Annotated in this window: 21 protein-coding genes; 5 read left to right on the top strand and 16 right to left on the bottom strand. The window is 74.1% G+C overall.

Annotation, left to right across the window (positions count from 1 at the left end):
* The first annotated feature begins 19 nt into the window (after window positions 1–19).
* A complete protein-coding gene (locus tag ACFWYW_RS54165) occupies window positions 20–1105 on the top strand; it encodes a serine hydrolase domain-containing protein (RefSeq protein ID WP_379612792.1) in 1086 nt (361 codons plus the stop codon).
* Here ACFWYW_RS54165 and ACFWYW_RS54160 read toward each other — a convergent pair.
* The 5 genes from ACFWYW_RS54160 to ACFWYW_RS54140 all read right to left on the bottom strand — a co-directional run bounded on the left by ACFWYW_RS54160 (window position 1053) and on the right by ACFWYW_RS54140 (window position 5277).
* The gene (locus ACFWYW_RS54160) at window positions 1053–2261 is read right to left on the bottom strand and encodes an MFS transporter (RefSeq protein ID WP_379612791.1); all 1209 of its coding nucleotides are present in this window, start codon (window positions 2259–2261) and stop codon (window positions 1053–1055) included. The genes ACFWYW_RS54165 and ACFWYW_RS54160 overlap by 53 nt on opposite strands.
* Window positions 2258–3229, bottom strand: coding sequence for an ABC transporter substrate-binding protein (locus tag ACFWYW_RS54155; protein WP_379612988.1), 972 nt, complete (start codon window positions 3227–3229; stop codon window positions 2258–2260). Before ACFWYW_RS54155 ends, ACFWYW_RS54160 begins: the two co-directional genes overlap by 4 nt.
* A gap of 5 nt (window positions 3230–3234) precedes the next feature.
* The gene (locus tag ACFWYW_RS54150; RefSeq protein WP_379612790.1) at window positions 3235–4026 is read right to left on the bottom strand and encodes an ABC transporter ATP-binding protein; all 792 of its coding nucleotides are present in this window, start codon (window positions 4024–4026) and stop codon (window positions 3235–3237) included.
* A 1-nt stretch (window position 4027) separates the two neighbouring features.
* A complete protein-coding gene (locus ACFWYW_RS54145) occupies window positions 4028–5050 on the bottom strand; it encodes a FecCD family ABC transporter permease (RefSeq protein ID WP_379612789.1) in 1023 nt (340 codons plus the stop codon).
* Between the two features lie 80 nt (window positions 5051–5130).
* Window positions 5131–5277, bottom strand: coding sequence for a hypothetical protein (locus ACFWYW_RS54140; RefSeq protein ID WP_379612788.1), 147 nt, complete (start codon window positions 5275–5277; stop codon window positions 5131–5133).
* A gap of 79 nt (window positions 5278–5356) precedes the next feature.
* Here ACFWYW_RS54140 and ACFWYW_RS54135 point away from each other — a divergent pair, with 79 nt between their 5' ends.
* The gene (locus ACFWYW_RS54135; protein WP_379612787.1) at window positions 5357–6544 is read left to right on the top strand and encodes an N-acetylglucosamine-6-phosphate deacetylase; all 1188 of its coding nucleotides are present in this window, start codon (window positions 5357–5359) and stop codon (window positions 6542–6544) included.
* On the opposite strand, the gene menC is transcribed toward ACFWYW_RS54135, so the two are convergent.
* The 10 genes from menC to ACFWYW_RS54085 all read right to left on the bottom strand — a co-directional run bounded on the left by menC (window position 6534) and on the right by ACFWYW_RS54085 (window position 19547).
* On the bottom strand, window positions 6534–7643 hold the full coding sequence (gene menC, locus ACFWYW_RS54130) for an o-succinylbenzoate synthase (protein WP_379612786.1): 1110 nt from the start codon (window positions 7641–7643) through the stop codon (window positions 6534–6536). The two genes, ACFWYW_RS54135 and menC, sit on opposite strands and share 11 nt — an antisense overlap.
* Window positions 7640–8404, bottom strand: coding sequence for a GNAT family N-acetyltransferase (locus ACFWYW_RS54125; RefSeq protein ID WP_379612785.1), 765 nt, complete (start codon window positions 8402–8404; stop codon window positions 7640–7642). Before ACFWYW_RS54125 ends, menC begins: the two co-directional genes overlap by 4 nt.
* Before the next feature lie 54 nt (window positions 8405–8458).
* Window positions 8459–10027, bottom strand: coding sequence for a PucR family transcriptional regulator (locus tag ACFWYW_RS54120; protein WP_379612784.1), 1569 nt, complete (start codon window positions 10025–10027; stop codon window positions 8459–8461).
* Window positions 10028–10070: 43 nt separating this feature from the next.
* Window positions 10071–11606: an amidohydrolase family protein gene (locus tag ACFWYW_RS54115; RefSeq protein WP_379612783.1), complete on the bottom strand. Its 1536-nt coding sequence runs from the start codon at window positions 11604–11606 to the stop codon at window positions 10071–10073.
* Window positions 11607–11660: 54 nt separating this feature from the next.
* Complete coding sequence (locus ACFWYW_RS54110) at window positions 11661–13415, bottom strand: oligopeptide/dipeptide ABC transporter ATP-binding protein (protein WP_379612782.1); 1755 nt, start codon at window positions 13413–13415, stop codon at window positions 11661–11663.
* Window positions 13412–14206, bottom strand: a complete 795-nt coding sequence (locus ACFWYW_RS54105; protein WP_379612781.1) for an ABC transporter permease — start codon at window positions 14204–14206, stop codon at window positions 13412–13414. Before ACFWYW_RS54105 ends, ACFWYW_RS54110 begins: the two co-directional genes overlap by 4 nt.
* Entirely contained in the window at window positions 14203–15138 is a 936-nt protein-coding gene (locus ACFWYW_RS54100; RefSeq protein ID WP_379612780.1) for an ABC transporter permease, read from the bottom strand. Before ACFWYW_RS54100 ends, ACFWYW_RS54105 begins: the two co-directional genes overlap by 4 nt.
* Before the next feature lies 1 nt (window position 15139).
* A complete protein-coding gene (locus ACFWYW_RS54095) occupies window positions 15140–16684 on the bottom strand; it encodes an ABC transporter substrate-binding protein (protein ID WP_379612779.1) in 1545 nt (514 codons plus the stop codon).
* Window positions 16685–16867: 183 nt separating this feature from the next.
* Entirely contained in the window at window positions 16868–18352 is a 1485-nt protein-coding gene (locus ACFWYW_RS54090) for a serine hydrolase domain-containing protein (RefSeq protein WP_379612778.1), read from the bottom strand.
* Between the two features lie 232 nt (window positions 18353–18584).
* Window positions 18585–19547, bottom strand: coding sequence for a GlxA family transcriptional regulator (locus ACFWYW_RS54085; protein ID WP_379612777.1), 963 nt, complete (start codon window positions 19545–19547; stop codon window positions 18585–18587).
* Window positions 19548–19632: 85 nt separating this feature from the next.
* Here ACFWYW_RS54085 and ACFWYW_RS54080 point away from each other — a divergent pair, with 85 nt between their 5' ends.
* Both ACFWYW_RS54080 and ACFWYW_RS54075 read left to right on the top strand, forming a co-directional pair.
* Window positions 19633–20028, top strand: a complete 396-nt coding sequence (locus ACFWYW_RS54080) for a DUF4260 family protein (protein WP_379612776.1) — start codon at window positions 19633–19635, stop codon at window positions 20026–20028.
* The gene (locus ACFWYW_RS54075) at window positions 20021–20521 is read left to right on the top strand and encodes a TetR/AcrR family transcriptional regulator (RefSeq protein ID WP_379612775.1); all 501 of its coding nucleotides are present in this window, start codon (window positions 20021–20023) and stop codon (window positions 20519–20521) included. The genes ACFWYW_RS54080 and ACFWYW_RS54075 overlap by 8 nt, the downstream gene beginning before the upstream one ends.
* On the opposite strand, the gene ACFWYW_RS54070 is transcribed toward ACFWYW_RS54075, so the two are convergent.
* The gene (locus ACFWYW_RS54070; RefSeq protein WP_379612774.1) at window positions 20518–21963 is read right to left on the bottom strand and encodes a sodium:solute symporter family protein; all 1446 of its coding nucleotides are present in this window, start codon (window positions 21961–21963) and stop codon (window positions 20518–20520) included. The two genes, ACFWYW_RS54075 and ACFWYW_RS54070, sit on opposite strands and share 4 nt — an antisense overlap.
* Window positions 21964–22003: 40 nt before the next feature.
* Here ACFWYW_RS54070 and ACFWYW_RS54065 point away from each other — a divergent pair, with 40 nt between their 5' ends.
* A complete protein-coding gene (locus ACFWYW_RS54065; protein WP_379612773.1) occupies window positions 22004–23140 on the top strand; it encodes an agmatinase family protein in 1137 nt (378 codons plus the stop codon).
* The last annotated feature ends 9 nt before the right edge of the window (window positions 23141–23149 follow it).

The following is a 23149-nucleotide window of genomic DNA, read 5'->3' as shown; positions in this document are numbered from 1 at the left end:
ACCATCGAAGGAGCTCTCCTTGCGTGTCCTCGCGCGCTTCACCGCGGCCGCACTCGCCGCCGCGACCCTCCTGTCCGCCACCCCCGCCGCCGCCACCGGTGACATCCGTGCCGCGCTGCGAAGTCATCTGCGCGACGCGGTCGCCGACGGCTCGCTGGCTGTCCTGGCCGAGGTGCGGGCGGGCGGCCGTACGCACAGGCTGGCCGAAGGCAGGATCCGGTACGGCGGGCCGCACCCGGCCCAGGCGGCGGGCAGGTTCAGGATCGGCAGCCTGACCAAGGCGTTCACCGCCACCGTCGTCCTGCAACTGGCCGCCGAGGGCCGCCTCACCCTGGCCGACCCGCTCGCCAGGTGGCTGCCCGGCGCCGTCCGCGAGGGCGAGCGCGTCACGCTGAGGGACCTGCTGCGGCACACCAGCGGCATCCCCGACTACTTCCCCACGCTCCTCGACGCCGCGGGCAACCCGCGCGAGCCGCTGCGCACCTGGCGCGAACAGGAGCTGGTGGGCCTGGCCGAGAAGCTGCCCCGCACCCCCGAGACGTTCGCCTACTCCAACACCAACTACGTGCTGCTGGGCATGGTCATCCGGGCCGTCACCGGACGCGGTTACGCCACCGAGATCACCGAGCGCGTCATCCGGCCAGCCGGGCTGACCAGGACGTCCGCTCCGGACGCGGTGCCGTCGATCAAGGGCCCGCACCCGCACGCCCACGCCCTCACCGGCGGCGTCGTCACCGACATCACCGCGCTCAACCCGACCGTCCTCGGCGCGGCCGGCGGCATGGTGTCCACCACCGCCGACCTCAACCGCTTCATGCGCGCCCTGCTCGGCGGACGGCTGCTGCCGCCCGCCTGGCTCGCCGAGATGAAGAGGCCCCTGCCCGGCGGCTCCTACGGGCTGGGCCTGGCGAGCATCCGGCTGCCCTGCGGCACCTTCTACGGCCAGGCAGGCGGCGTCGCGGGCTACTTCGCCGCCGCCTTCCGCAGCGAGGACGGCCGGCGCGAGGTCGGCCTGGCGGCCACGCCGTACCGGGGGGACCCGGGCCGCGCGCTCAACACCCTGCTGGCCCGGACTGCCTGCGAAAGTGGCGGGCCGTCGGCGTGAGGGCGGCGGCGGCCGGCGCCAGGAAGCAGACCAGGGCGCAGACCGCCAGGACCGGGGCGGCGCCGAAGGACTCCATGGCCGGGGCCAGGACGGCCAGGCCGACGGGGGCCAGGCCGTAGGAGAGCAGGAAGTCCAGCGACGAGACCCGGGCGAGCAGGCGCGGCTCCACCTCGCGCTGCGTCGCGGTGAACCACGGCACGTTGAACAGCTCGATGCCCAGCCCCGCCAGCAGGTACGCCCCCGCCACCAGCACCGGGTGCACCGGCAGCAGCAGGCTGAGCGGCGCGCAGCCGTACAGGGCGAGACCGGCGAGCGCGGCCCAGCCCTGGGAGCGCGGCCGCCAGCGCGCCATGAGCAGGGCCCCCGCCAGCGCGCCCGCGGTGTAGGCGGTCAGGGCGGCGGCCAGCACCGCCTCGGTGCCGTAGCGGTCGCGGCTGATCAGCGGGAGCGCGACGCCCGTGACCGAGTAGCCGGTGAAGACGACGGCGGTCAGCGCGGCCAGCCCGGCCAGGAACCACGGATGCCGCCGCGCCTCGCGCACGCCCTCGGCGAACTCCCCGAGCAGCGCCACCGGCGCGGCGGCGGGTGCGGGGCGGCGGCCACGGGGCGGCAGGAGCGCGGCCACCAGCCACAGCAGGCCGGTGCCGGTCAGCAGCGCCCAGGTGTCCAGGACGGTCGCGAGCAGCGCCGTCGCGGCGGGCGCGGCCAGCGTGGTGGCCCGCACCGCCAGCGTGATGGCGGCGTTGGCGCGCTGACGCCCGGCCTCGTCGACCACCTCGGCGGTCAGCGCCTGGAAGGCGGGCCGGCAGGCGCCCTGGCCCGCGCCGGCGACCGCGGCGGCCACGCTCATGAGCAGGACCGAGCGGCCGAGGCCCAGGGCGATGACCGGCGTGGCCAGCGCGGCGGCCAGCCCCGCCCACAGGACGACGGCGCGGCGCGAGTACCGGTCGGCGAGCACGCCGCCGAACGGCACCGCGACCAGGAACCCGGCGGTCCTGGCGGCCAGGACGATCCCGAGGCCGGTCGCGGTGAGGCCGCGGTCGAGTACCGCCAGCGCCAGAACGAACGGCAGCGCCCACGTCGCCAACCCGGAGGCGGTCGTGCCCGCCCACAGCCGCGCGAACGCCGGGTCGCGCAGAACGGTCGCCGTGCTCACCCGGGCAGCCCGCGCAGGTAGGCGGCGAAGCCCTCCAGGCCGTCGATGTTGCGCGGCCCGCTGATGCCCTCGTTGTAGTCCAGGACGTGGAAGCGGTCGTTGACGACGGCGGGCAGCTTGGCCGTCACCGGCGACTCCTTCAGGAACCGGATCTTCTCCGCGGCGGGCTTGTCACCGTAGTCGAGGATGATGATGACCTCGGGCTTGGCCGCCACGACCGCCTCCCAGGTGACCTCGCTCCAGCGGGCGTCCAGGCCGGCGAAGACGTTGCGGCCGCCGGCGAAGCGGATGATGTCGTTCGGTGGCACCTGGCTGCCGGCGGTGAAGGGCTTGTCGGTGCCCGAGTCGTACAGGAAGACGGGCACGGGCTCGCCCTTCGGCGCCTGGGCGCGTACCGCCTCGACCCGCTCGCGGTAGCCGGCGACCAGCGCGCGGGCGCGGTCCTCGACGTGGAAGATCCGGCCGAGGCGTTCGAGGTCGGTGTAGAGGCCCTCGAACGGCGTGACGCGCTCGGGGAAGCCCGGGTAGTTGAAGCACGACTCGGCGTGCATGAAGCTCTGGATCTTCAGCCCGTCCAGGATGGCCGGGGTGATGCCCCGCTGGTCGCTGAAGCCCGAGCGCCATCCGGCCACCACGAGGTCGGACTTGGCGTCCACGACCAGTTCGCGGTTGAGCAGGTCGTCGCTGAGGAACTTGGTCTTGGCGTACTCGGCGGCCCAGGGCGACTCCTCGACCGGCGGGTTGGCGGGCGGCATCACGTAGCCGTGCACGTGCGCGGTGAGCCCCAGCGCGAACATCTTGTCCGCGCTGCCCGCCTCGTAGACGACGGCGCGGCGCGGGGTCGTGTACTCGACCTCCTGCCCGCACCGCTTGACGCGCGCCTTCTCCGATACGGCGGCGCCGCCCTCGACCCGGGCGCCGCAACCGGTGAGCAGCAGGGTCCCGGTCAGGGCGCAGGCGGTCAGCATGCGGTTCACGCGGTGGTTCCTTCCAGATGGGCGGATCCCAGGTCGTACAGGACCTGGGGCACGCCGGTGAGGGGATGGGGGACGACGCTGGCCTCGACGCCGAAGACGTCGCGCAGCAGCGCCTCGGTGAGGACCTCGCCGGGTGTCCCGGCGCTCACGAGCCGGCCGCCGGACAGTACGGCCAGCCGGTCGCAGGCCGAGGCGGCGAGGTTGAGGTCGTGCAGGGTGACCAGGGCGGTGTGGCCGGCGGCGCGCAGCATCGACAGCAGCCTGATCTGGTGGTGCAGGTCGAGGTGGTTGGTCGGCTCGTCGAGGATGAGCACCCGCGGCTCCTGGGCGAGCGCGCGGGCCACGAGCACCCGCTGGCGCTCGCCGCCCGACAGCGACAGCACGCCGCGCCCGGCCAGGTGCGCGACCTCCATGCTCTCCATCGCCCGGCGGCACACGTCGCGGTCGTGCGCGCCGAGCGCCCGGTTGCCGCGCAGGTGCGGGACCCGGCCGAGTGCCACGGTCTCCTCGACGGTGAAGTCGAGGTCGGTGTGACCCTCCTGGGTGAGCGCGCCGACCAGCCGGGCGGACTCGCGCATCGGCAGGGCGGCCACGTCCCGGCCGTCCACGCGCACCACTCCTGCGCTCGGCCGCAGCGCGCGGTAGACGCAGCGCAGGGTGGTGGTCTTGCCCGAGCCGTTGGGGCCGACCAGGCCCACGACCTGCCCGGCCGCGACCGTCAGGCACAGGTCGCTGACGAGGTCGGCCGCGCCCGCGGAGACGGACAGGCCGTCGAGGAGCAGGGCCATGTCAGGCCCTCCCGAACAGGTAGCCGCGCCGGCGCAGCAACGTGACGAACACGGGCACGCCGACCAGGGCGGTGATCACGCCGATGGGCAGTTCCCTGGGCGCGACCACGGTCCGGGCGAGGAGGTCGGCCCACACCATGAAGATCGCGCCGGCCAAGGGGGCGATCGTGAGCACGCGGGTGTGGGCGGCGCCCACCAGCAGCCGGACCAGGTGGGGCATGACCAGGCCGACGAAGCCGATCGCGCCGCTGACCGCGACCATCGCCCCGGTGGCCAGGGAGGTGAGCACGAACAGGCCGCGGCGCAGCCGTACCGTGTCGACGCCGAGACTGGCGGCGCTCTCGTCACCCTGCGCGAGCACGTCCAGGCGGCGGCCGAGCCCGCGCAGGACGACGAGCGCGGCCAGCGTGACGGCGGCGATGACGGGCAGGGCGCCCCAGGTCGCCGCGCCGAACCCGCCCATCGACCAGTACAGGACGGTGCTGGTGGCCTCGCCGTCCGGCGCGAAGTAGACGATCACGCTCATCACGGCCTGGAAGCCGAACGCCGCCGCCACGCCGGTCAGCACGAGCCGCAGCGGTGTCAGCCCGCCGCCCTGCCGGGCGGCGAAGTAGACGAGGGCGGAGGCGAGCAGGGCGCCGAGGAAGGCGCCGGCGCTGACGGCGTAGATGCCGAGCGCGGTGAGCGCGCCGGTGACGCCGACCAGCACGGCGCCGGCCGAGGCCCCGGAGGAGACGCCGAGCACGAACGGGTCGGCCAGCGCGTTGCGCACCATGGCCTGGATCGCCACGCCGGCCGCGCTGAGCCCGGCCCCGACCAGCACCGCGAGGATCACGCGCGGGGTGCGCACCTGCCAGACGATCTGGTACGCGCTCACCTCGTCGGGCGTGATCGCGGCGCCGGACAGCGCCGCCCAGAGGTAGCGCAGGGTCTGTCCGGGCGGGACCGCCGCGGCGCCGACGCCGATCGCCAGCAGCACCGAGACCGCGAGGACGGCGGTCAGTAAAAGGACAAGGGATCGCACGATTGACTCCGATAACGGCAATCATTTTCACACGACCCTACCACCGGCGGAGCGGCCCGGGGGACGGCTACATGATCGGCTCAGCGCCTCCCTCGCAGCCGGTCCAGGAAGCCCCTGGCCTTCTGCCGTGTGCGGGGATCGCGGGCCATCCGCTTCGCCTTCTCGACGTTCTGCCTGCCACGCGGGCTGCGCAGGTACGCGCGCACCCGATCGATGATTGTCGCCATGCCCTTCCAGCTACCCCCGTGAGACGGTCTATGCGCCGGGTGAGGTAGACAGGGTGCGCAAACGTCGCGAGAGGACCCCATGAGCCGCTACGCACTGGTCGGCGCCCGGGTCGTGCTGGCCCGCACGATCGACGCCGACCTGGCCGTGCTGGTCCGCGACGGCGAGATCGAGGCGCTGATGCCGTACGGCGAGCTGCCGCCCGGCCTCACCCGCCTGGACGCGGGCGGGCGCTACCTGACCCCCGGCCTCATCGACCTGCACACCCACGGCGCCGCCGGGCACGGCTTCGACACCCCGGACGCCGCCGGGTACGACGCGGTCCTGGCGGCCCACGCCCGCTCCGGCGTCACCGCGGTGCAGGCGTCGCTGGCCACCTCCGCGCTGGCACACCTGGCCGAGTGCCTGTCCTTCGCCGCGGGCTACCGCCCGTCCGGTGTCCGGCTGATCGGGGTCCACCTCGAAGGGCCGTTCCTGGCGCCGGAACAGGCCGGGGCGCACGACCCGGCGCTGCTGCGCGACCCCGGACCGGAGGACGTGAAGGCCCTGCTGGAGGCCGGGTCGCCGACGATGGTCACGCTCGCCCCCGAACTGCCGGGCGGGATCGCGGCCACGCGGGCGTTCGCCGGGGCGGGCGCGGTCGTGGCCATCGGGCACAGCCAGGCGGCCGGGGCGGAGTTCGCCGCCGCGGTGGCCGCCGGGGCCACCCACCTGACCCACCTGTGGAGCGGGCAGTCCGCGCTGCGCCGCGAGGGGCCGTGGCGGGTGCCTGGACTGCTGGAGGAGTCGCTGGCCTCCACCGGGCTGAGCGCCGAGGTCATCGCCGACGACCGGCACCTGCCGCCCGAGCTGCTGCGCATCGCCTACCGGTGCCTGGGCGGGCGGCTGACCGTGGTCTCCGACTCGACGCCGGGGCTGGGGCTGGCGGAGGGCACGCCGTACCGGCTGGGAAATCTGTGCTGTGTCGTCGAGGACGGCGTCGGCATGCTGCCCGACCGCACCGCCTTCGCCGGGAGTACGACCGGGCTCGATCGCATGCTCGGCCACCTGCGCCGGGCGGCCGGGCTGAGCGTGCCCGAGACCGTCGCCACCGCGACCAGGGTGCCGGCCGCGGTGCTCGGGCTGCGCCGCCAGGGCACGCTGCGCCCCGGCGGCCACGCCGACCTGGCCCTGCTCGACGACGACCTGACCGCGCGGGCCACCGTCGTGGGCGGACGCTGGCTCATGGATCTCGACGGCGTGGCCGGTGACGGGGTTCTCACGAACTGAGCGGGATCCACTCCACGCTCGTGGTGCACGCCTCCAGCGCCTCGGGATCGGGCGCGATGCCGATGCCGGGGCCTTCCGGCACGGGCAGTTCGCCGCCGTCCAGGACGAACGGGCGGGTGATGTCGCGATGGTAGTAGCGCTCGGTGGCCGAGATGTCGCCCGGCAGCGTGAAGCCGGGCAGGCTGGCGAGCGCCAGGTTGGCCGCCCTGCCCAGGCCGGTCTCCAGCATGCCGCCGCACCAGACGGGCACCCCGCTGGCCTCGGCCACGTCGTGCACGCGCCGGGCCTCCAGGTAGCCGCCGACGCGGCCGGGCTTGATGTTGATGATCGAGCAGGCGCCCGTCCTGATGGCCTCGGCGGCGTCGCGGGCGCTGGTGATGCTCTCGTCCAGGCACACGGGGGTGTCGAGGCGGGCGGCGAGCGCCGCGTGTGAGCGCAGGTCGCCCGGCGCGAAGGGCTGCTCGATCAGCGCCAGCCCGTACGCGTCGAGCTGGGCCAGGTGCCGCAGGTCGGCCGGGGTGTAGGCGGTGTTGGCGTCCACGGTCAGCATCACGCCGGGGCCGAACGTCTCGCGCACCGCCCTGACCGGCTCCAGGTCCCAGCCGGGCTCGATCTTCAGCTTGATCCGGGCGTAACCGGCGGTCAGGTGCTTGTCCACGGTGTCCAGCAGCGCGTCCACGGTCTCGGCGATGCCCACCGAGACGCCCACGCGCACGCGCCGCCGTACCCCGCCGAGGTGCCCGGCGAGGCTGACGCGGTGGGCGCGCAGCCAGCAGTCCAGCACCGCCGTCTCCACGGCGGCCTTGGCCATGACATGGCCGCGCAGGTGCCGCAGGGCGGGCCCGACGGCGGCGGGGTCCAGGCCGGACGGCGCGAGGGCGGGCAGCACGAAGCGCCTGATCAGGTCGGCGGCGCCCGCCAGGTACTCGGGGGAGTAGGTCGGCTCGTCCTCGGCCGCACACTCGCCCCACCCCACGGCCTCGCCGCTCACCACGCGCACGAGCAGCGCGTTGCGCTCGTGCTGCGTGCCCAGCGAGGTGCGGAACGGGCTGACCAGCGGCAGCGCCACCTCACGCAGTTCGACGCCGTCGATCCTCACTTCTCGCCTCCCTTGGCCAGCAGGTACCAGCCGCCGCGGGTGAACCCGGTGACCTCGTAACCCCGGGCCAGCGCGCCGCCGAGCCCGTCCTCCATCGCCGCGCGCCACCGCAGCGCCTCCCGCGGCTCGGCCGTCCGCAGTGCCTCCACGTCGTCCGGCGTCGCGCACCGCAGCACGTCAGCGCCGTCATGACCGTGTACGGTCCCCGACTCGTCGACCACGACCACGCCCCGCTCGGCCCCGTCCGGCGCGGGGGAGGGGTCGGCGGCCCACGTCGGCCAGGTCACGAACAGCCGGTCGGAGGGACCGCCGTCGTTGATGCCGTCGTGCATCGGCCCGTAGAAGTCGGGCAGGTACGCCACCACCCGCGCGCCCAGCCTGGCCAGGTTGAAGAACGCGTTCCTCCTGACCAGCGGATCGAAGGTCCAGGAGACGGCGCTCAGGCCGCGATCGGCCGCCCACGCCCGCTGGTGCTCCTTCAGCGCCCTGCCGACGCCACGCCCGCGCGCGCCCGCCGCCACGCCCGCCACATGCGAGTGCAGGCTGCGGTCGCCCGCGATGAACCCGGCTGCCACGCCCGCGAGCTCGCCGTCCAGGAAGGCGCCGCCCACATACCCGCCGGTGTGGGCGAAGGCGCACATCAGGTCGAGCGCGAGCGGCGGGTCGTCGCCGGGTCTGGTCCCCCAGACCTCGCGCAGCAGTCGGTCGGCCCGCCGCAGCGCCGCGGTGCCGTCAAGGGAACGGATGAGGAGTTCGGCCATGGACCACAGCATCGCGGCGCGCGCCCGCGCGGGCGTTGGCGTGCGCGCCCAACTTCACCCGCCCGCCTTTGTGGCGCCGCTCAGCCGTAGCTGCAGGGCCAGCACCAGGCGGGTGTCCGGGTCGTCGAGCGCGATCAGCTCGCCGATCCTGCGCAGCCGGTAGCGCAGCGTGTTGGGGTGCAGCGACAGCAGCTCGGCGGCCCGGGGGACGTCGTAGTGGGCGCCGATCCAGACGGCCAGGCTGCGCACGTAGTCGGTGCCGTGCTTGGCGTCGTGGGCGGAGACGAGGTCGAGCGGCTCGCCGTACAGGGAGGGTTTGGGGCGCAGCGCCGCGTCCACGTCCATGAGGAACAGCGCGGCCGACAGTTCCCCGTGCGCGCCGACCGGCTCCTCGGCGAACGGCCCGCAGACCGCCCGCAGCGCCTCCTCGGCCTGGCGGGCGCCGGCCGGCACCCCGCCCACGCTGTTCGCGGTACGGCCCAGCCCGGCCCGCCACCCGCCGCCCAGGCGCTCGCTCACCCGGGCCAGCGTGTCCAGGGTGATCCGGCGCAGCAGCGGCGCGCCCGCCTCGGCCGCGACGATCGCGTAGGCACGGCCCCCCGATACGCCCGCCGCCGCCCTGATCCGGTAGGCCAGATAGGCGGTACGCAGCATGTCGGCGGCGTGGGCGGCGGCGAAGGCGTCGGCGGTGCCCGCGTACGGGCCGAGCGTCACCACGGTGAGCGGCTCGCCGGGCAGCAGGCCGAAGGAGGTGGCCAGCTCGTCCACGGCGCCGACCCCGCGCAGGAGCCAGCCCAGGCACTCGTCGCGCCGCCGCCGCGCCTCGTCGGCGGCCAGGTTGATCCGCGCCAGGTGCGGCGCCGCGGCGGCGGCCGCCTCCATGAGCGCCACCTCGGCGTCGGCGGCCAGGGGCTGGTCGGCCTGCACCGCCCAGATCGTGCCGAGCGCCTCGCCGTGGGCACGGATCGCGATTGCCAGGCGCGGGTAGAACTCGCGCGGCACGTAGCTCCAGACCGCGCCGTCGGCGCGCAGCACGCCCGCGTACTCCTCGGCGTTGGTCGGGTGCTCGGGCACTCTGCGGCCCAGGATGCCCTCCTTACGCAGGTCGTCGATGCGCTGGCCCTCCACGGTGGAGTAGGCGAGCACGCGCATCGCCAGGTCCTCGATCGCCACCGCGCCGCCCACCTTGCGGGCCACCTCGTTGGCCAGCGCGAACAGGTCGGCCGCGCGGGTGCCGCCCGGGTCCTGGGCCGGGGCGACCAGCGCGAGGAGGGCGTCGATGAGCGTGTACAGCTGGCCCCACGACAGCTCCGGCGGTACGGCCAGCAGCGCGGTGCCCGCCGCCCGCGCCGCCGCGGCCAGCGCGTCCGGGTCGCAGGTGCCGGGTTTGACGAACACCGCGGCCACCCGGCTCTCGCCCGCGCGGGCCAGGATCTCGGCCGAGGGCCGCCCGGTCACCAGCAGCGCCGCCCCGTCGAGCCCGGCGAGCGCTTCTTCCGGGTCGTAGATGACCGGCGAGCCGACCAGCGGCTCCCTGCCGCGCGGCAGGGCCAGCGGGCGCGCCACCTCGGGGCCGAGGCTGTCGACCAGGACGCCCAGCGTGACCCGCCCGCCGGCCGTCACCGGGCCCCTCGCCTGAGGATCCGGCCGTGCTGTCGTACGGCCGTCATCGTGTGCCTCGCCTGAGGATCCGGCCGTGCCTGCCGCCGGTGAACTCGCCGCCGGCGATCACCTGGCGCCCGGCGAGGAAGACGTGCTCGACGCCGGTGGGCCGTACGTCCGGCCGCTCGTAGGTGCCCGCGTGGCCGATCCGGTCCCGGTCGAGGACGACCACGTCCGCGATGGCCCCGGGCGCCAGCCAGCCGCGTCCCTCCAGGCCGAACTGGGCCGCCGCGGCGGAGCTGACCTTGCGGATCGCCTCGGGCAGTTCCTCCTCGGTGACGTACTCGCCCAGGTAGACGGGGAAGGCGCCGAAGGTGCGCGGGTGGTTGGGCCCGACCGGCGGCCCGCCGTCGGAGCCGACCGACACCAGCGGGTCGGCCAGGAAGGCGCGCAGGTCGCCCTCGTGCATGGTGTGGAAGACGCCGGAGGCCTGCGGGTCCAGCCGTACCAGGTCGCACAGCGTCTCCCACGGGTCGCCGCCCAGGTCGGACAGGCGCTTGCCGGCGATGCCCGGGTCGGTGTGCGTGAGGATCTGCACGTCGGCCGGGTGCAGTTCGCGCCAGATGCCGACGCCGGTGCCGGTGTCCGGGCTCTCGGCCAGCGCGCGCAGCGCCGCCCGCTCGGCCGGGTCGGCGAGCCTGGCCAGCAGCGCCTGCTCGCCGCCCTCGCACGCGGCCGGCGGCAGCACGGCCACCAGCCCGGTGCCGAAGGCGAGGTAGGGGTAGACGTCGGCGCGCACGTCCACGCCCTCGCGCCGGGCGCGGGCCAGCTTGTCCAGCACCATCGCCGAGGCGCCGTGCACCGCCCGTCCCGACGCCTTGCAGTGCGAGACCTGCAGCCGCACGCCCGCCCGCCGCGCCACCGCGATCGCCTCGTCGAGCGCGCCGGCCAGCCCCTCGCTCTCACTGCGCATATGCGTCGCGTACGGCAGGCCCCACCGCTTGCCCACCAGCGCCAGCGCGACCAGCTCGTCCACGTTCGCGTAGGCGCCGGGCACGTACTCCAGGCCGCTGGAGAGCCCGGCCGCCCCCGCCTCGAAGCTCTGGGCGGCCAGCTCGCACATGTGCGCCAGCTGCTCCGGCGTGATCTCGGCGTTCATGCCCGAGGCGGCCAGGCGCAGCGTGTTGTGGCCGACCAGGACGGCGAGGTTGTTGCTCGGACCGGCGGCCTCGGCGGCGTCGAGGTAGTCGCCGAACGCGCGGAACTCGTGGCTCGACAGCAAGGAGGGCATGAAGCCGCTGGTCGCCGGGTCTGTGGGGCCGCAGGAGAAGCCGCAGTTGCCGACGATCTCCGTGGTGACGCCCTGGAAGAGCTTGAACGGCTGTGGCTCGTCCAGGAAGGGCACGGTGTCGGAGTGGCTGTGCGGGTCCACGAAGCCCGGGGCGACGACGAGCCCGGAGACGTCGATCACCCGGCGGGCGGGGCCGAGGCCGCGGCCGACCGCGGTGACGCGGCCCCCGGTGATCGCGACGTCGGCGGTCCGGGGCGTGCCGCCGAGGCCGTCGTGCACGGTTCCGTCGCGTAGTAGCAGGTCATGCATGGTGAAAGACTCCCCTGCCCGGTGTCGCGGGCGCTAGTGAGAAAGGCTGAAATGTCATGGGATAGCTGGTACGGAGGCCAAGAGGCGGCGCGTGTAGTCGTGAGCAGGGGAGTCGAGGACCTCGGCGGTGCCGCCGCTCTCCACCACCTCGCCGCGCGAGAGCACCACCAGCCGGTCGGCCAGCTGCCTGACCACCGCGAGGTCGTGGGTGATGAACAACATGCTGCCGCCCACCTCCCGCAGCAGCTCCAGCACGTGGGCCTGGACCGAGACGTCCAGCGAGGCCACGGGCTCGTCACAGATCAGCAGCTCGGGCCGGACCGACAGCGCCCTGGCGATGGCCACGCGCTGCCGCTCGCCGCCCGACAAACCTGCGGGACGCCGGTCGGCGTAGGCGGCGGGCAGGCCGACGAGCTCCAGCAGGTCGCGCACGCCCAGCCTGCCTTCCTCCGGGCCCTGCGCCGCGGCGTCGGCCAGCGCGGCGCCGACGGTCATGGCCGGGTTGAGCGAGGTCGAGGGGTCCTGAAAGACGCACTGCACGAGCCGGTGCCGGGGACGTACGGCGTCGGCCAGCGCGATCGTGCCCGAATCGGGGGTGGCCAGCCCGAGCACGCAGCGGGCCAGCGTGGTCTTGCCCGAGCCCGAGCCGCCGACCACGCCGACGGTCTCGCCCCTGCCCACGTGCAGGGAGACGCCGCCGAGCGCGACCTGCCCGCCGTAGCGTTTGCGCAGGTCGGTGACGCGCAGCACCTCGACCTCCGCGGCCGGGCGCTCGGGCGGCGCGGCCTCCTCCACGCGGGGGCGGGGCCGCACCTCGTGCAGGCACGCCGTGCGGCGGCCGGGACTCAGCTCGCGCAAGGGCGGCCGTTCCTCCTCGCACGCGTGCGTCGCCTGGTCGCAGCGGGCGGCGAACGCACAGGTGGCCGCCACCTCCGCGGCCGTGGGAACGCTGCCCCTGATGCCGCTCAGCCGGGCCAGGCGCCGGTCCGCGGCCGGCACCGCGGCCAGCAGCCCGGCGGTGTACGGGTGCGCGGGGGAACTGGCCAGCTCGGCGGCCGGGCCCTGCTCGACGACACGGCCCGCGTACATGACGGCGACCCGGTCGCACAGCTCGAAGGCCACCCGCAGGTCGTGGGTGATGAGCAGCACGCCCATGCCGCGCGCCGCCTGCAGGCTCTTGATCAGCATGAGGATGTCGTGCTGCGTGGTGGCGTCCAGGGCCGTGGTGGGTTCGTCGGCGATGAGCAGCTCGGGATCGCCGGCCAGCGCGGCGGCCAGCGCCACCCGCTGACGCATCCCGCCGGAAAGCTGGAAGGGATGGCGCCCGGCCACGCCGGGGTCGTCGATCCCGACCTCCGCCAGCCGCCGCGCCACCTCCGCCCGGCTCTCGCGGCCCCGCAGCGACTCGGCGACGTGGGCGCCGGCCGTGCGCAGCGGGTTCAGCATGGCGAAGGGGTCCTGCATGAGCAGGCTCACCCGGGTGCCGCGCACCGAGCGCCACGTCCGCTCGCGCGCGCCCAGGAACTCCTTGCCGTCGAAGACCACCGAGCCCTCGGCCCGCAGCCCCTTCGGCAGCAGCCCGGCAGCGGCCCGCGCGGTCAGCGACTTGCCGCTGCCCGACTCGCCGACCAGGCCCACGGTCTCACCCGGCAAGACCTCCAGGTCAACACCGTCCACAATCAACCCAGCCCCGCGACCGGCCCCAGCCCCGGCCCCGGCCCTGGCCCTGGCCCCGGCCTCAGCCCCGGACTCGGTCGCGGTCCGGGGCCCGGCGCCTTCCCTGGTCACGCGCAGCGCGGAGATCCTCATCGCCGCCCTCCCTTCGACAGCGACTCGAACGCCCGGTCGCCCAGCAGGGTCGCCGCGCAGGCGACCACGGTGATCAGCGCCGCGGGGGCGATGGCCGCCCACGGGTTCAGGTCGAGCAGGCCGCGGTTCTCCTCGACCATCAGGCCCCAGTCGGGCGTGCCCGCCGGCAGCCCGACGCCCAGGAACGACAGCCCGGCCAGCGCCACCAGCGCGGCCACGAAGCTGAGCAGCGCGCTGGCCACCACCGTGGGCGCCAGGTTCGGCAGCAGGTGCCTGAACATGATCCGCGCCGGCCGCAGCCCCAGCGTCCTGGCCGCCTCCGCGTACGCGAGCTCGCGCTGGGCCAGGGTGAGGCTGCGGATCACCCGGATGTCGCCCGGCGTGAACAGCACCGCCATCGCCAGGACGGCCCAGCCGTACCCGCCGCCGAGCACGCCCACGACCACGATCAGCACGAGCATGCCCGGCAGCGCGATGGCCAGGTCGACCGCGCGCATCATGACCGCGTCCACCCAGCCCCGCCGGTAGCCGGCCAGCAGTCCGAGCGAGGTGCTCAGCAGCATCGTGCAGACGGCCACCACCACCGGCCACAGCAGCGCCGAGCCCGCCCCGGCCAGCAGCCGCGACAGCACGTCGCGGCCCAGGTCGTCGGTGCCGAGCCAGTGCGCCGCGCTCGGGCCGGCCGCGCCGAGCGCGAGGTCCTGCGCGCCCGGATCGTACGGCGCCAGCCACGTCCCCGCCACGGCCGCCACGAGCGCCAGCCCCAGCACGCCCATCAGGAACGCCCTCATGCCCGCCGCCTCACCCTCGGGTCGACGGCCACGTAGGCCAGGTCGATGAGCAGGTTCACGGCGATCACGATCGCGCCCCCGAGCAGGACGAGCGCCTGCACCACCGGGATGTCCTTCTGGCCGACGGCGCCGATCAGCAGCGCGCCGAGACCGTGCAGCCCGAAGGCCTGCTCGATGAAGACCGAGCCGGTCAGGTTGGCCGCCAGCAGCAGCCCGCCCACGGTCAGCACCGGCAGCGCCGCGTTACGCAGCGCGTAGCTGATCCACACGCGCCGCCTGGGCAGGCCGCGCGCTCTGGCGAAGGTCAGGAAGTCCTGCGCGGCCAGGTCGAGCGCGGCGGCGCGCATCTGCCTGACCACGATCGCCGCCTGCGCGGTGGCCAGCGCGATCGCCGGCAGCGTCAGGTGGGTCAGCCGTTCCAGCGGGGTGTCCCCGGCCCCGAAGACGGGGAACCAGCCCAGCGTGACGGCGAAGCCGTACAGCAGAAGGATGCTCAGCGCGAACGGCGGGATCGACAGCGCGACCAGCGAGGTCAGCGTGATGCCCTGGTCGAGGGCGCCGCCGCGGCGCATCGCGGCGGCCAGGCCGGCCGGCACGCCGACCACCACCGTGAGCGCGAGCGCGTAGCCGGCGAGCGCGGCCGTTACGGGCAGTCGCTCGGCGAGCACGGCGGTGACGGGCTCGCGGGAGTAGATCGAGGTGCCGAAGTCGCCGCGCACCGCGTCGCCGAGCCAGCGCGCGTAGCGGACGGGGAAGGGATCGTCGAGATGGTACTGCTCGCGGATGGCGGCCCGGGTCTCCGGAGTTGACGGGCGGCCGCCCAGCAGCACGTGTTCGGGGCCGCCCGGCGCCGCCGCCAGCAGGCCGTAGGTGAGCACCGACAGCACGCCGAGCAGCAGGACCGCGGAGCACAGGCGTTTGACGACCGCCATGTCAGCGGCCCGCCGGGCGCAGGTTGGCGAAGGTGTCGGTGGTCCAGGTGTCGAAGCCGACGGTGAACTTCTCGCTGAGGGCGGCCGCGTAGTCGGCGGAGTAGAGCGGGACGTAGGGCACCTGCTCGGCGATCTCCTTCAGCAGTGCGGTGACCTGGGTCTTCTTCTCCTCGCCGGTGGCCGAGGAGAGCACGTCGAGGCGCCTGTCGGTCTCGGCGGTGCCGTAGCCGGAGAAGTTGAAGCCCTGCGGCTCGGCGGAGGCGCGGCTGACCAGGTCGGGCAGCACCTCGATCGGCTCGGGCGTGCCGTAGGCCAGGTTGACGAACTGGATGGACAGGCGGTCGTGCTCCATGACGCGCGAGACGTACTGGTCGGTCGGGCTGGGCTCCAGGACGAGCTTGATGCCGATCTTGGCCAGGTCCGCGGCGACCGCCTGCATGACCGTGCCGGTGTCGCCGGTGGAGGCGTACGGGGCCTTCAGCTCGAAGCCGTCCGGGTAGCCGGACCTGGCCAGCTCCGCCTTGGCGGCGGCCAGGTCGTGGGCGTGCTCGGGCAGGCCGGGCAGGTCGTCGCCGTACAGGGCGGTGATCTGCGGCTTCGGCAGCATGATCGTCGCGGGGGTGCCGTGGCCTGCGGTCATCAGCCGCGCCACCGCCTCGCGGTCGACCGCGTGGGCGATGGCCTTGCGCACGTGCGGGTCCTTCAGCGGGCCTGACTTCAGCGCCAGCGACAGGTACGCGATCGCGTTGCCCGGGTAGAAGATCGCCTTGACCCCGGGCAGGTTCGTCCATTTGCGCGCGTCGCGGACGTTGACTCCGTCGGTGGCGTCCACCTCGCCCGACCTGACGGCCAGGCGCAGCGTCTCCGGGTCGGCGATGGTCTTGAACTCGATCTTGCGCAGCGCGGGCGGCTTGCCCCAGTAGGACGGGTTGCGCTCCAGCACCACGCCCGAGGTGAGCGAGAACCTGCTCACCTTGAACGGGCCGGTGCCCACCGTGCCCACCTCGGGGCTGCCCAGGTCCTTGGGATGCGCCTCGGCCAGCTTGCGCGGCGTCACCTGCCAGGCGGTCGCCGCCACCGCCAGGAACGCCGGGCTCGGCCGCTTCATCGTGACCCTGACCTGCCCCTCGCCCACGGCCTCGACTCGCTTGACCCCCGTGAAGTAGGAGGCGGCCTGCGAGGCGACCTTCGGATCGAGGTGGCGGCGCAACGAGAAGGCGGCGTCGTCGGCGGTCAGCGGGCTGCCGTCGGAGAAGCGGATCCCCTCGCGGAGGGTGAACAGGTAGGTGGCCGGGTCGGGCTGGGTCCAGCCGGCCAGCCTCGGCACCGGCTTGCCCGTGGAGTCGAGCGCGACCATGGTGTCGAGGACGGCGCTCTGGACGAGGGTCGAGGACTTGTTGAAGCCGTGCGCGATGTCCAGGCTGTTGGGCTCGGAGGCCAGGCCCCAGACCAGCGAGTCGCGGGTCTGGGCCGGGCTCGCCCCGGAGGAGCAGGCGGTGGTGAGCGCGAGTACGACGGCGGCGGTCGCGGCCTTCGCGTATGTCATGGGACCACCTCGGAAATGAACGGGCGGGGACAGTCGGACGCTAGAAGCCGGACAGCCGCCGTTCACTGACCCGGCAGCCAAAACCCGCGGTCCCCGCCTCGTCCTGCAGGCCAATCAGCGCATCAGCCACGTACGGGCTGAAGGCGCGTCAGCGGCGTACGGCCTGGAAGCGCACGAGGGGCGTCAGCCGCGTACGGGCAGGAAGCGCATGCGGCGCAGACCGCCGCCGCTGAGCAGCAGCTCGCCCTCGTGCAGCCGCAGCGTGAACGGCCCCGCCTCCCACACCCCGCCGGGCGCGGGCGTCAGCGGCTCGGCCAGGGTGCGGCCGACGCGCACCACGCCGTCGCGCAGGCTCGCCTCCACGCCCAGCTCGGCGCTGCGGAACACCCCGTCGGGCGGCGGCGCCTGGCCGGGTGCCGCGGCCGGGTAGAACACGACGGGACCACGGGCGGGATGGTCGGTGCCGGACAGCAGCCGCTCGCCATCCACTTCCAGCCAGGAGCCCTCGGCGTCGCCGGTGCCGTGCCAGCGGCCGTCCCGGCGGGCGGTGAACGTCCCGGCGCCCTTGACCTCCAGGCCGGACTCCGTGCTCGTCAGCGTGAGCGTCGCCTCCGTCACGGGATCGTGCCAGTACGGCTGCGCGGGCGCCGCCAGTGTCCCTGCCTCCGGTACGGCCGGCGGCTCCCGATCCAGCAGCAGCCCGAGCAGCCGGCCGGTCAGCCGCACCGGGTTGATCGCCGTCTGGTTCGACAGGATGGCGATGCCCACGCCCTCCTCGGGCAGGAACCACAGGTTCGACAGGTAGCCGTGCATCCCGCCCGCGTGCCCGAACCCGCCGCCGGTGCCGTGGTAGATCCCCAGCGCGTACGGCAGCGCCGTCCCATCGGCCAGCACCCCGCGCTCCAGCAGCCGCGCACGCAGGTCCGCCCCGAGCACCCGCCCGTCGGCCAGGAATCCGAACCACGGCGCCAGCCCGGACACGCTGGTCACCAGGCCGCCGTCGCCGACCGCGCTCTCCTCGGTGTCGGCCCGGCGCGGCTCGCCCCGCGCGGTGGCGTAGCCGTAGGCCAGCCGGTCCAGCGGCAGGGACGCGTCGTCGCGGAACAGCGCGTCGTCCATCCCGAGCGGCGTGAAGATCCGCTCGCGGGCGAACGCGGCCAGCGACGTCCCCGACACCCGGCCGACCACGATGGCGGCGAGCACGTAGCCGGTGTTGGAGTAGGAGAAGTCCGTGCCCGGCGGGAACGTCGTGCGCCTGACGCCCTTGACCATGTCCAGCAGCCGTTGCTCGGTCATCTCCGCGAGGGGGATGCCGGTCAGGGGTTGCAGGGCGTACCACTCGGGCAGGCCGCCGGTGTGCTGCAGGCACTGGCGCAGGGTGACGGGCGTGTCCAGGCTCAGCTCGGGGACGTGCGTGCGGACGTCGTCGTCCAGCGTCAGCTTGCCGTCGCGCTCCAGCAGCAGTACGCACGCGGCGGTGAACTGCTTGCTCGCGCTGGCGATGTCGAAGCGGGTGCGCTCGTCGACCGGTACGCCGAACTCCACGCAGGCCGCGCCGCCCACGGCGGTCAGGATCGCCGCGCCGTCCCGGTACACGGCCACGGCGATGCCCGGCGAGCCGGGGCCGACCAGCGAGGACACCTCGGTTTTGACTCGTTCGAGATCCATGCGGCCAGTATCGCCAGGCGGCCGGCGCACTCCTTTGGCGTGCGCGACGACGGATGGACCGCCGCCTTTGTGCCCTGCGCCCAACGACCGCGGCTTTTAGGCCGCGCCCGGAGAAGGCAGCTCTTAGGGCGAGCGCGCGGAGGAGGGGCTGTGGGGGCACAGGGCGCAAAGGCCGCGGCTTGGCGCGTGGGGCTCGAAGGTTGCGGTTTTTGGGTTGTGTGGCCGGAGGTGGTCAGGTGCCGGCGCGGGACTGGGTGAGGCGGTAGTGGGAGGGAGGGACGCCGTAGCGGCCGGTGAACGCCTGCCGCAGCGTCTCGGCGCTGCCGAATCCGCAGCGGGCGGCCACGGTCTCCAGGGGCAGCGAGGTGGCCGACAGCAGGTGGGCGGCGGCCTCCACCCGGGCCTGCCGGACGAACCTGCCCGGCGTCTGCCCCAGGTGGCGCAGGAACAACCGGGTCAGGTGGCGCTCGCTCACCCCCGCCCCCGCGGCCAGCGTCGCGACCGCGAGGTCGGCGTCGAGGTGGGCGGTGACGTGGTCGACCACCCGCTGGACCAGGCTGTCGGCCGGGGGCGGCGCGGCGGTGAACATGCTCATCTGCGCCTGGTTGCCCGGCCGCTGTAAGTAGGTGACGAGCTGGCGGGCCACGGTGCGGGCCACCTCGGCGCCGTGGTCCTCCTCGATGAGGGCGAGCGTGAGGTCCAGGGCGCTGGTGACGCCGGCGGAGGTGTAGACGTTGCCGTCGCGCACGAAGATGGGATCGGGGTCGAGCAGCACCTCCGGGTGCTGTTTGGCGAGCATGCCGGCCCAGTTCCAGTGGGTGGTGGCGCGCCGGCCGTCCAGGAGGCCGGCGGCGGCCAGGATCCAGGCGCCCGTGCAGACGGAGGCCACGCGGCGGCTCTCGCGGGCCAGGCGGCGCACGTGCGCGACGAGCATCCGGTCGGCCGCGGCGTCCTGGCAGCCGACGCCGCCGGAGATCAGCAGCGTGTCGATCGGGCCTCTGATGTGTTCGAGCCGCTCGCCGGGCTGGAGCGTGACGGTGGGGCCGCAGTCGATGGCGCGGGCGCCGGGCGTGGCCAGGCGGACCTTGTACAGGGGGTCGGCGCCGCGCAGGTTCGCGCTCTCCAGGCAGCCGACGACGCAGGCGATGTCGAGCAGCTCTGCGGCGTCGTAGCCGACGACCACGAAATGCCTCATGCGCCGACCTTAAGCCTCTTGACAGGCTAACGGCGTTAGCCTACTGTCAAGCTAACAGCGTTAGCCGCCATCCCAGGAGGTCCCCATGGCCGTCGTCACCGCTCCCGCCCGCCGTACCGTGGCCGCCCGCGCGGCCTGGGCCGCGCTCGCCCTGTTCCTGCTGGCCTTCACCGTCCTGGAGGTCGTCAACCACGGCGCCCCCGCGCTGGTGACCGCGATCGTGTTCGCGATCGCGCCGGACCTGACGATGTTCATCGGGGCGGGCGAAGGGGGCAACGGCCGCCTGTCGCCCAAGGCGGTGCCGTTCTACAACTTCATGCACCGCCCCTGGATCCCGCTGGTGATCCTCGTCGGCTACTCCTTCGGCCCGATCGACTTCGTGCCGCTGTTCGTGGCGGGCCTCGCGTGGCTGCTGCACGTCGCCGCCGACCGGGCCTTCGGGTACGGCCTGCGCAACAGCGACGGCTCGCGCGATGTCTGAGCGGGCCGCCCAGATCGTCACCGCCGCCCGCGACCTGATCGAGGACGGCGGCGCCGAGGCCCTGACCATGCGGGCGCTCGCCGACCGGCTGGGCATCCGGGCGCCCTCGCTGTACAAGCACTTCCCCGACAAGGCGGCGGTCGAGGCCCAGGTGATCGCGGTGGCCATGACCGATCTGGCCGAGGCGCTCGAAGCGGCCGGACCCGGTCTGCCCGCTCTCGGCGCCGCCTACCGGCGCTACGCGCTGGCGCACCCCCACCTGTACCGGCTGATGAGCAGCGGGCCGCTGCCGCGCGACCTGCTGCCGCCCGGCGTGGAGGAGCGCGCGGCGATGCCGCTGGTGCGCGCCGTCGCCTTCGACGAGGCCGCCTCCCGGGCCGCCTGGGCCTTCGCGCACGGCATGGTGATTCTCGAACTCGACGGCCGCTTCCCGCCCGGCGCCGACCTCGGCAGCGCGTGGGAGGCGGGGATGGCCGCCTTCTCCGTGTCCTAGCGCTCCGCCGGGGTCTCCCGCACGCGCAGGTCCAGGCCGCGGATTCCGGCCGGGGCGGCGAGGAGGGCCACCAGTGTGTAGGTGAGCAGGGAGGCGGCCACCGCGATGAACGTGGGCCAGCCGTCGAACGCCGCCCCGACCAGCGTGTTCGGTACGTAGAGCAGCGTGTTCTCCACCCCGTACATGGTGGGGGTCAGGGCGAACAGCGCCAGCCGTACCACCAGGCCGACCGACAGCGCGGCCAGGGCGGCGCGCGAGGAGCCGCGCCTCCAGAACATGCCGAGCACGAACGGCACCGCCAGGCACGCCAGCATCAGGTCGAAGGCCAGCGTGAGCAGGACGCCGGTCTGCGGCACCCGCAGGGCCAGCAGCACCGAGCCGCCGACCACCGGGAGCATCGCCCAGCGGGTCGCGCGCAACAGCGGGTCGGCGCGGCCCGGACGGTGCACGCGGCGCACGGTGCCGACGTTGCGGACGGCCACGGCGGCGGTGCCGAGGATCGCGCCGTCGGCCGTGGACAGCGACGCGCTCACGATGCCCGCCAGCACCAGCACGCTCAGCCCGACCGGCGCCGCCTCGTCGAGCAGCGTCAGCAGGCCGTGCCCGGTGGACACCGCGACCAGCGCGAACGGCACGCCGACCACCGCCGTGCCCGCGGCGGCCAGGAAGCAGGCCCGGCGCGCGACGTCGGGGGAGCGTGCGGAGAAGACGCGCTGCATGAAGTCGATCGCGACGATGTCGCCGATGCCGAGCGCGGCCAGCGTGGCCCAGTTGACCACCGCGCCCTGCGCCGGGTCGGACAGCTGCCCCAGGTCGAGCGGGCCCATGCCGGGCTCGTGCTTGAGCCCGAAGGTCGCCGCGACCCAGAACAGCAGCGCCAGCGAGGCGACCGCGGTGACCGCCACCTGCACGATCGAGCTGTAGGCGTCGCTGAGGATGCCGCCGGCCAGCGTGTAGATCAGCACGGCGGCCACGATGATGAGCACGCCCACCCCGTACGGCGTGCCGAGGAACTTCTCGAACAGGAAGCCCCCCGCCACCAGGTTCCCCGCGACCAGGATCGCGAAGGCCATGATCATCAGCACGGCGGCGGCGACCTCGGTGGCGCGGCCGTACCGGAGCCGGAAGAAGTCGGGCAGCGTCGTCAGGCCCATACGGTTCATGGGCCGCGCGAAGAACAGGCCGGTGAGCAGCAGGCACAGCGCCAGCCCCAGCGGGAGCGTGGCGCCCGCCCAGAAGCCGAGCTTCGCGGCCTGGTCGGTGGCGCCGAGAGTGGCGTTGGTGTCGACGGCCTGGCCCATCAGCGTCGCCGCCACGACGGGTAAGGCCAGGGTGCGGCCGGCGACCAGAAAGTTTCTGCTGTCACCCGCGACTCTGCGGGCGACCAGCAGGCCGACGACGATCATGGAGAAGATGGCGAGCGCCACGCCCAGAATGACCATTGCTGGACAGCCGATCGTTGCGAGCGAAGACTCCGAAGACATGACCAACGTAAATCAAGAAGGCGCCTGGGCCCAGCGGGCGGAGGCGGAACTTCCGACCATGCGGCACGACGAGGAGATCGAGCGGGCCCTGGCCCACGGTCTGGAGGGTGCGCCGACGATCAACGACAGGACGATTCCCACGTTCGCCCGGGGGGAGCGGCCACACTTCGCCGGCGAACGCGGAACCTTCCTGAAATGTCCCTACCTGGAGGACGTCCATGACGTCGGGGACGCCGAGGTGGCGATCTTCGGGGTGCCGCTCGACGCGGGAGCCACCTACCGCCCCGGCACCCGGTTCGGCCCGCAGGGCATCCGGCGCAGCACCAACCTGTTCGGCACCTACAGCTACGAACTCGGCGTCGACCTGCGCGAACAGCTCAACCTGGTGGACATCGGGGACGTGTTCACCATTCCCGGCAACCTGGAGAAGTCGTTCGACCAGATCAGCCAGGCGATGAGCCACGTCGTGCGCCAGGGGGTGATGCCCGTGGTGCTCGGCGGCGACCACTCGATCGGGTTCCCGACCATCCGCGGCCTGGCCCCGTACCACGAGGGCAACATCGGCATCATCCACTTCGACCGGCACGTCGACACGCAGGAGACCGACCTCGACGAGCGCATGCACACCACGCCCTGGTTCCACGCCACCAACATCAAGAACGCTCCCGCCACCAACCTCGTCCAGGTCGGCATCGGCGGCTGGCAGTCGCCGCGCCCCGGCGTCCAGGTGGGCCGCGAGCGCGGCACCACCGTGATCACCGTCGGCGACGTCGAGCGCGTCGGCGTGGAACGCGTGGCCGAGACCGCCCTGGAGATCGCCTGGCAGAACGCCGAGGCCGTCTACCTGTCCTTCGACATCGACGTCATCGACGCCGGGTTCGTCCCCGGCACCGGCTGGCCGGAGCCCGGCGGCCTGCTGCCCCGCGAGGCGCTCAACCTGGTCCGGCTGGTCTCGGAACCCGGGCTGGCCGGGATCGAGGTCGTCGAGTGCTCGCCGCCCTACGACTGGGCCGAGCAGACCGCCCTGCTCAGCTCCCGCGTCATCCTCGACAGCCTCGCCGTACAGGTCAGGTCGGGCAAGCTCGGCCGCAAACCGGCCACCGGGGCGCGGCCCGCCTGGGGACCCGCCGCCTGATCGTCCCGG

It is taken from the genome of Nonomuraea sp. NPDC059023 (genome assembly GCF_042740095.1).
GTDB lineage: Bacteria > Actinomycetota > Actinomycetes > Streptosporangiales > Streptosporangiaceae > Nonomuraea.
Note: the sequence above shows the minus strand (reverse complement) of the source record. Positions and strands in the feature narration are given on the sequence as shown.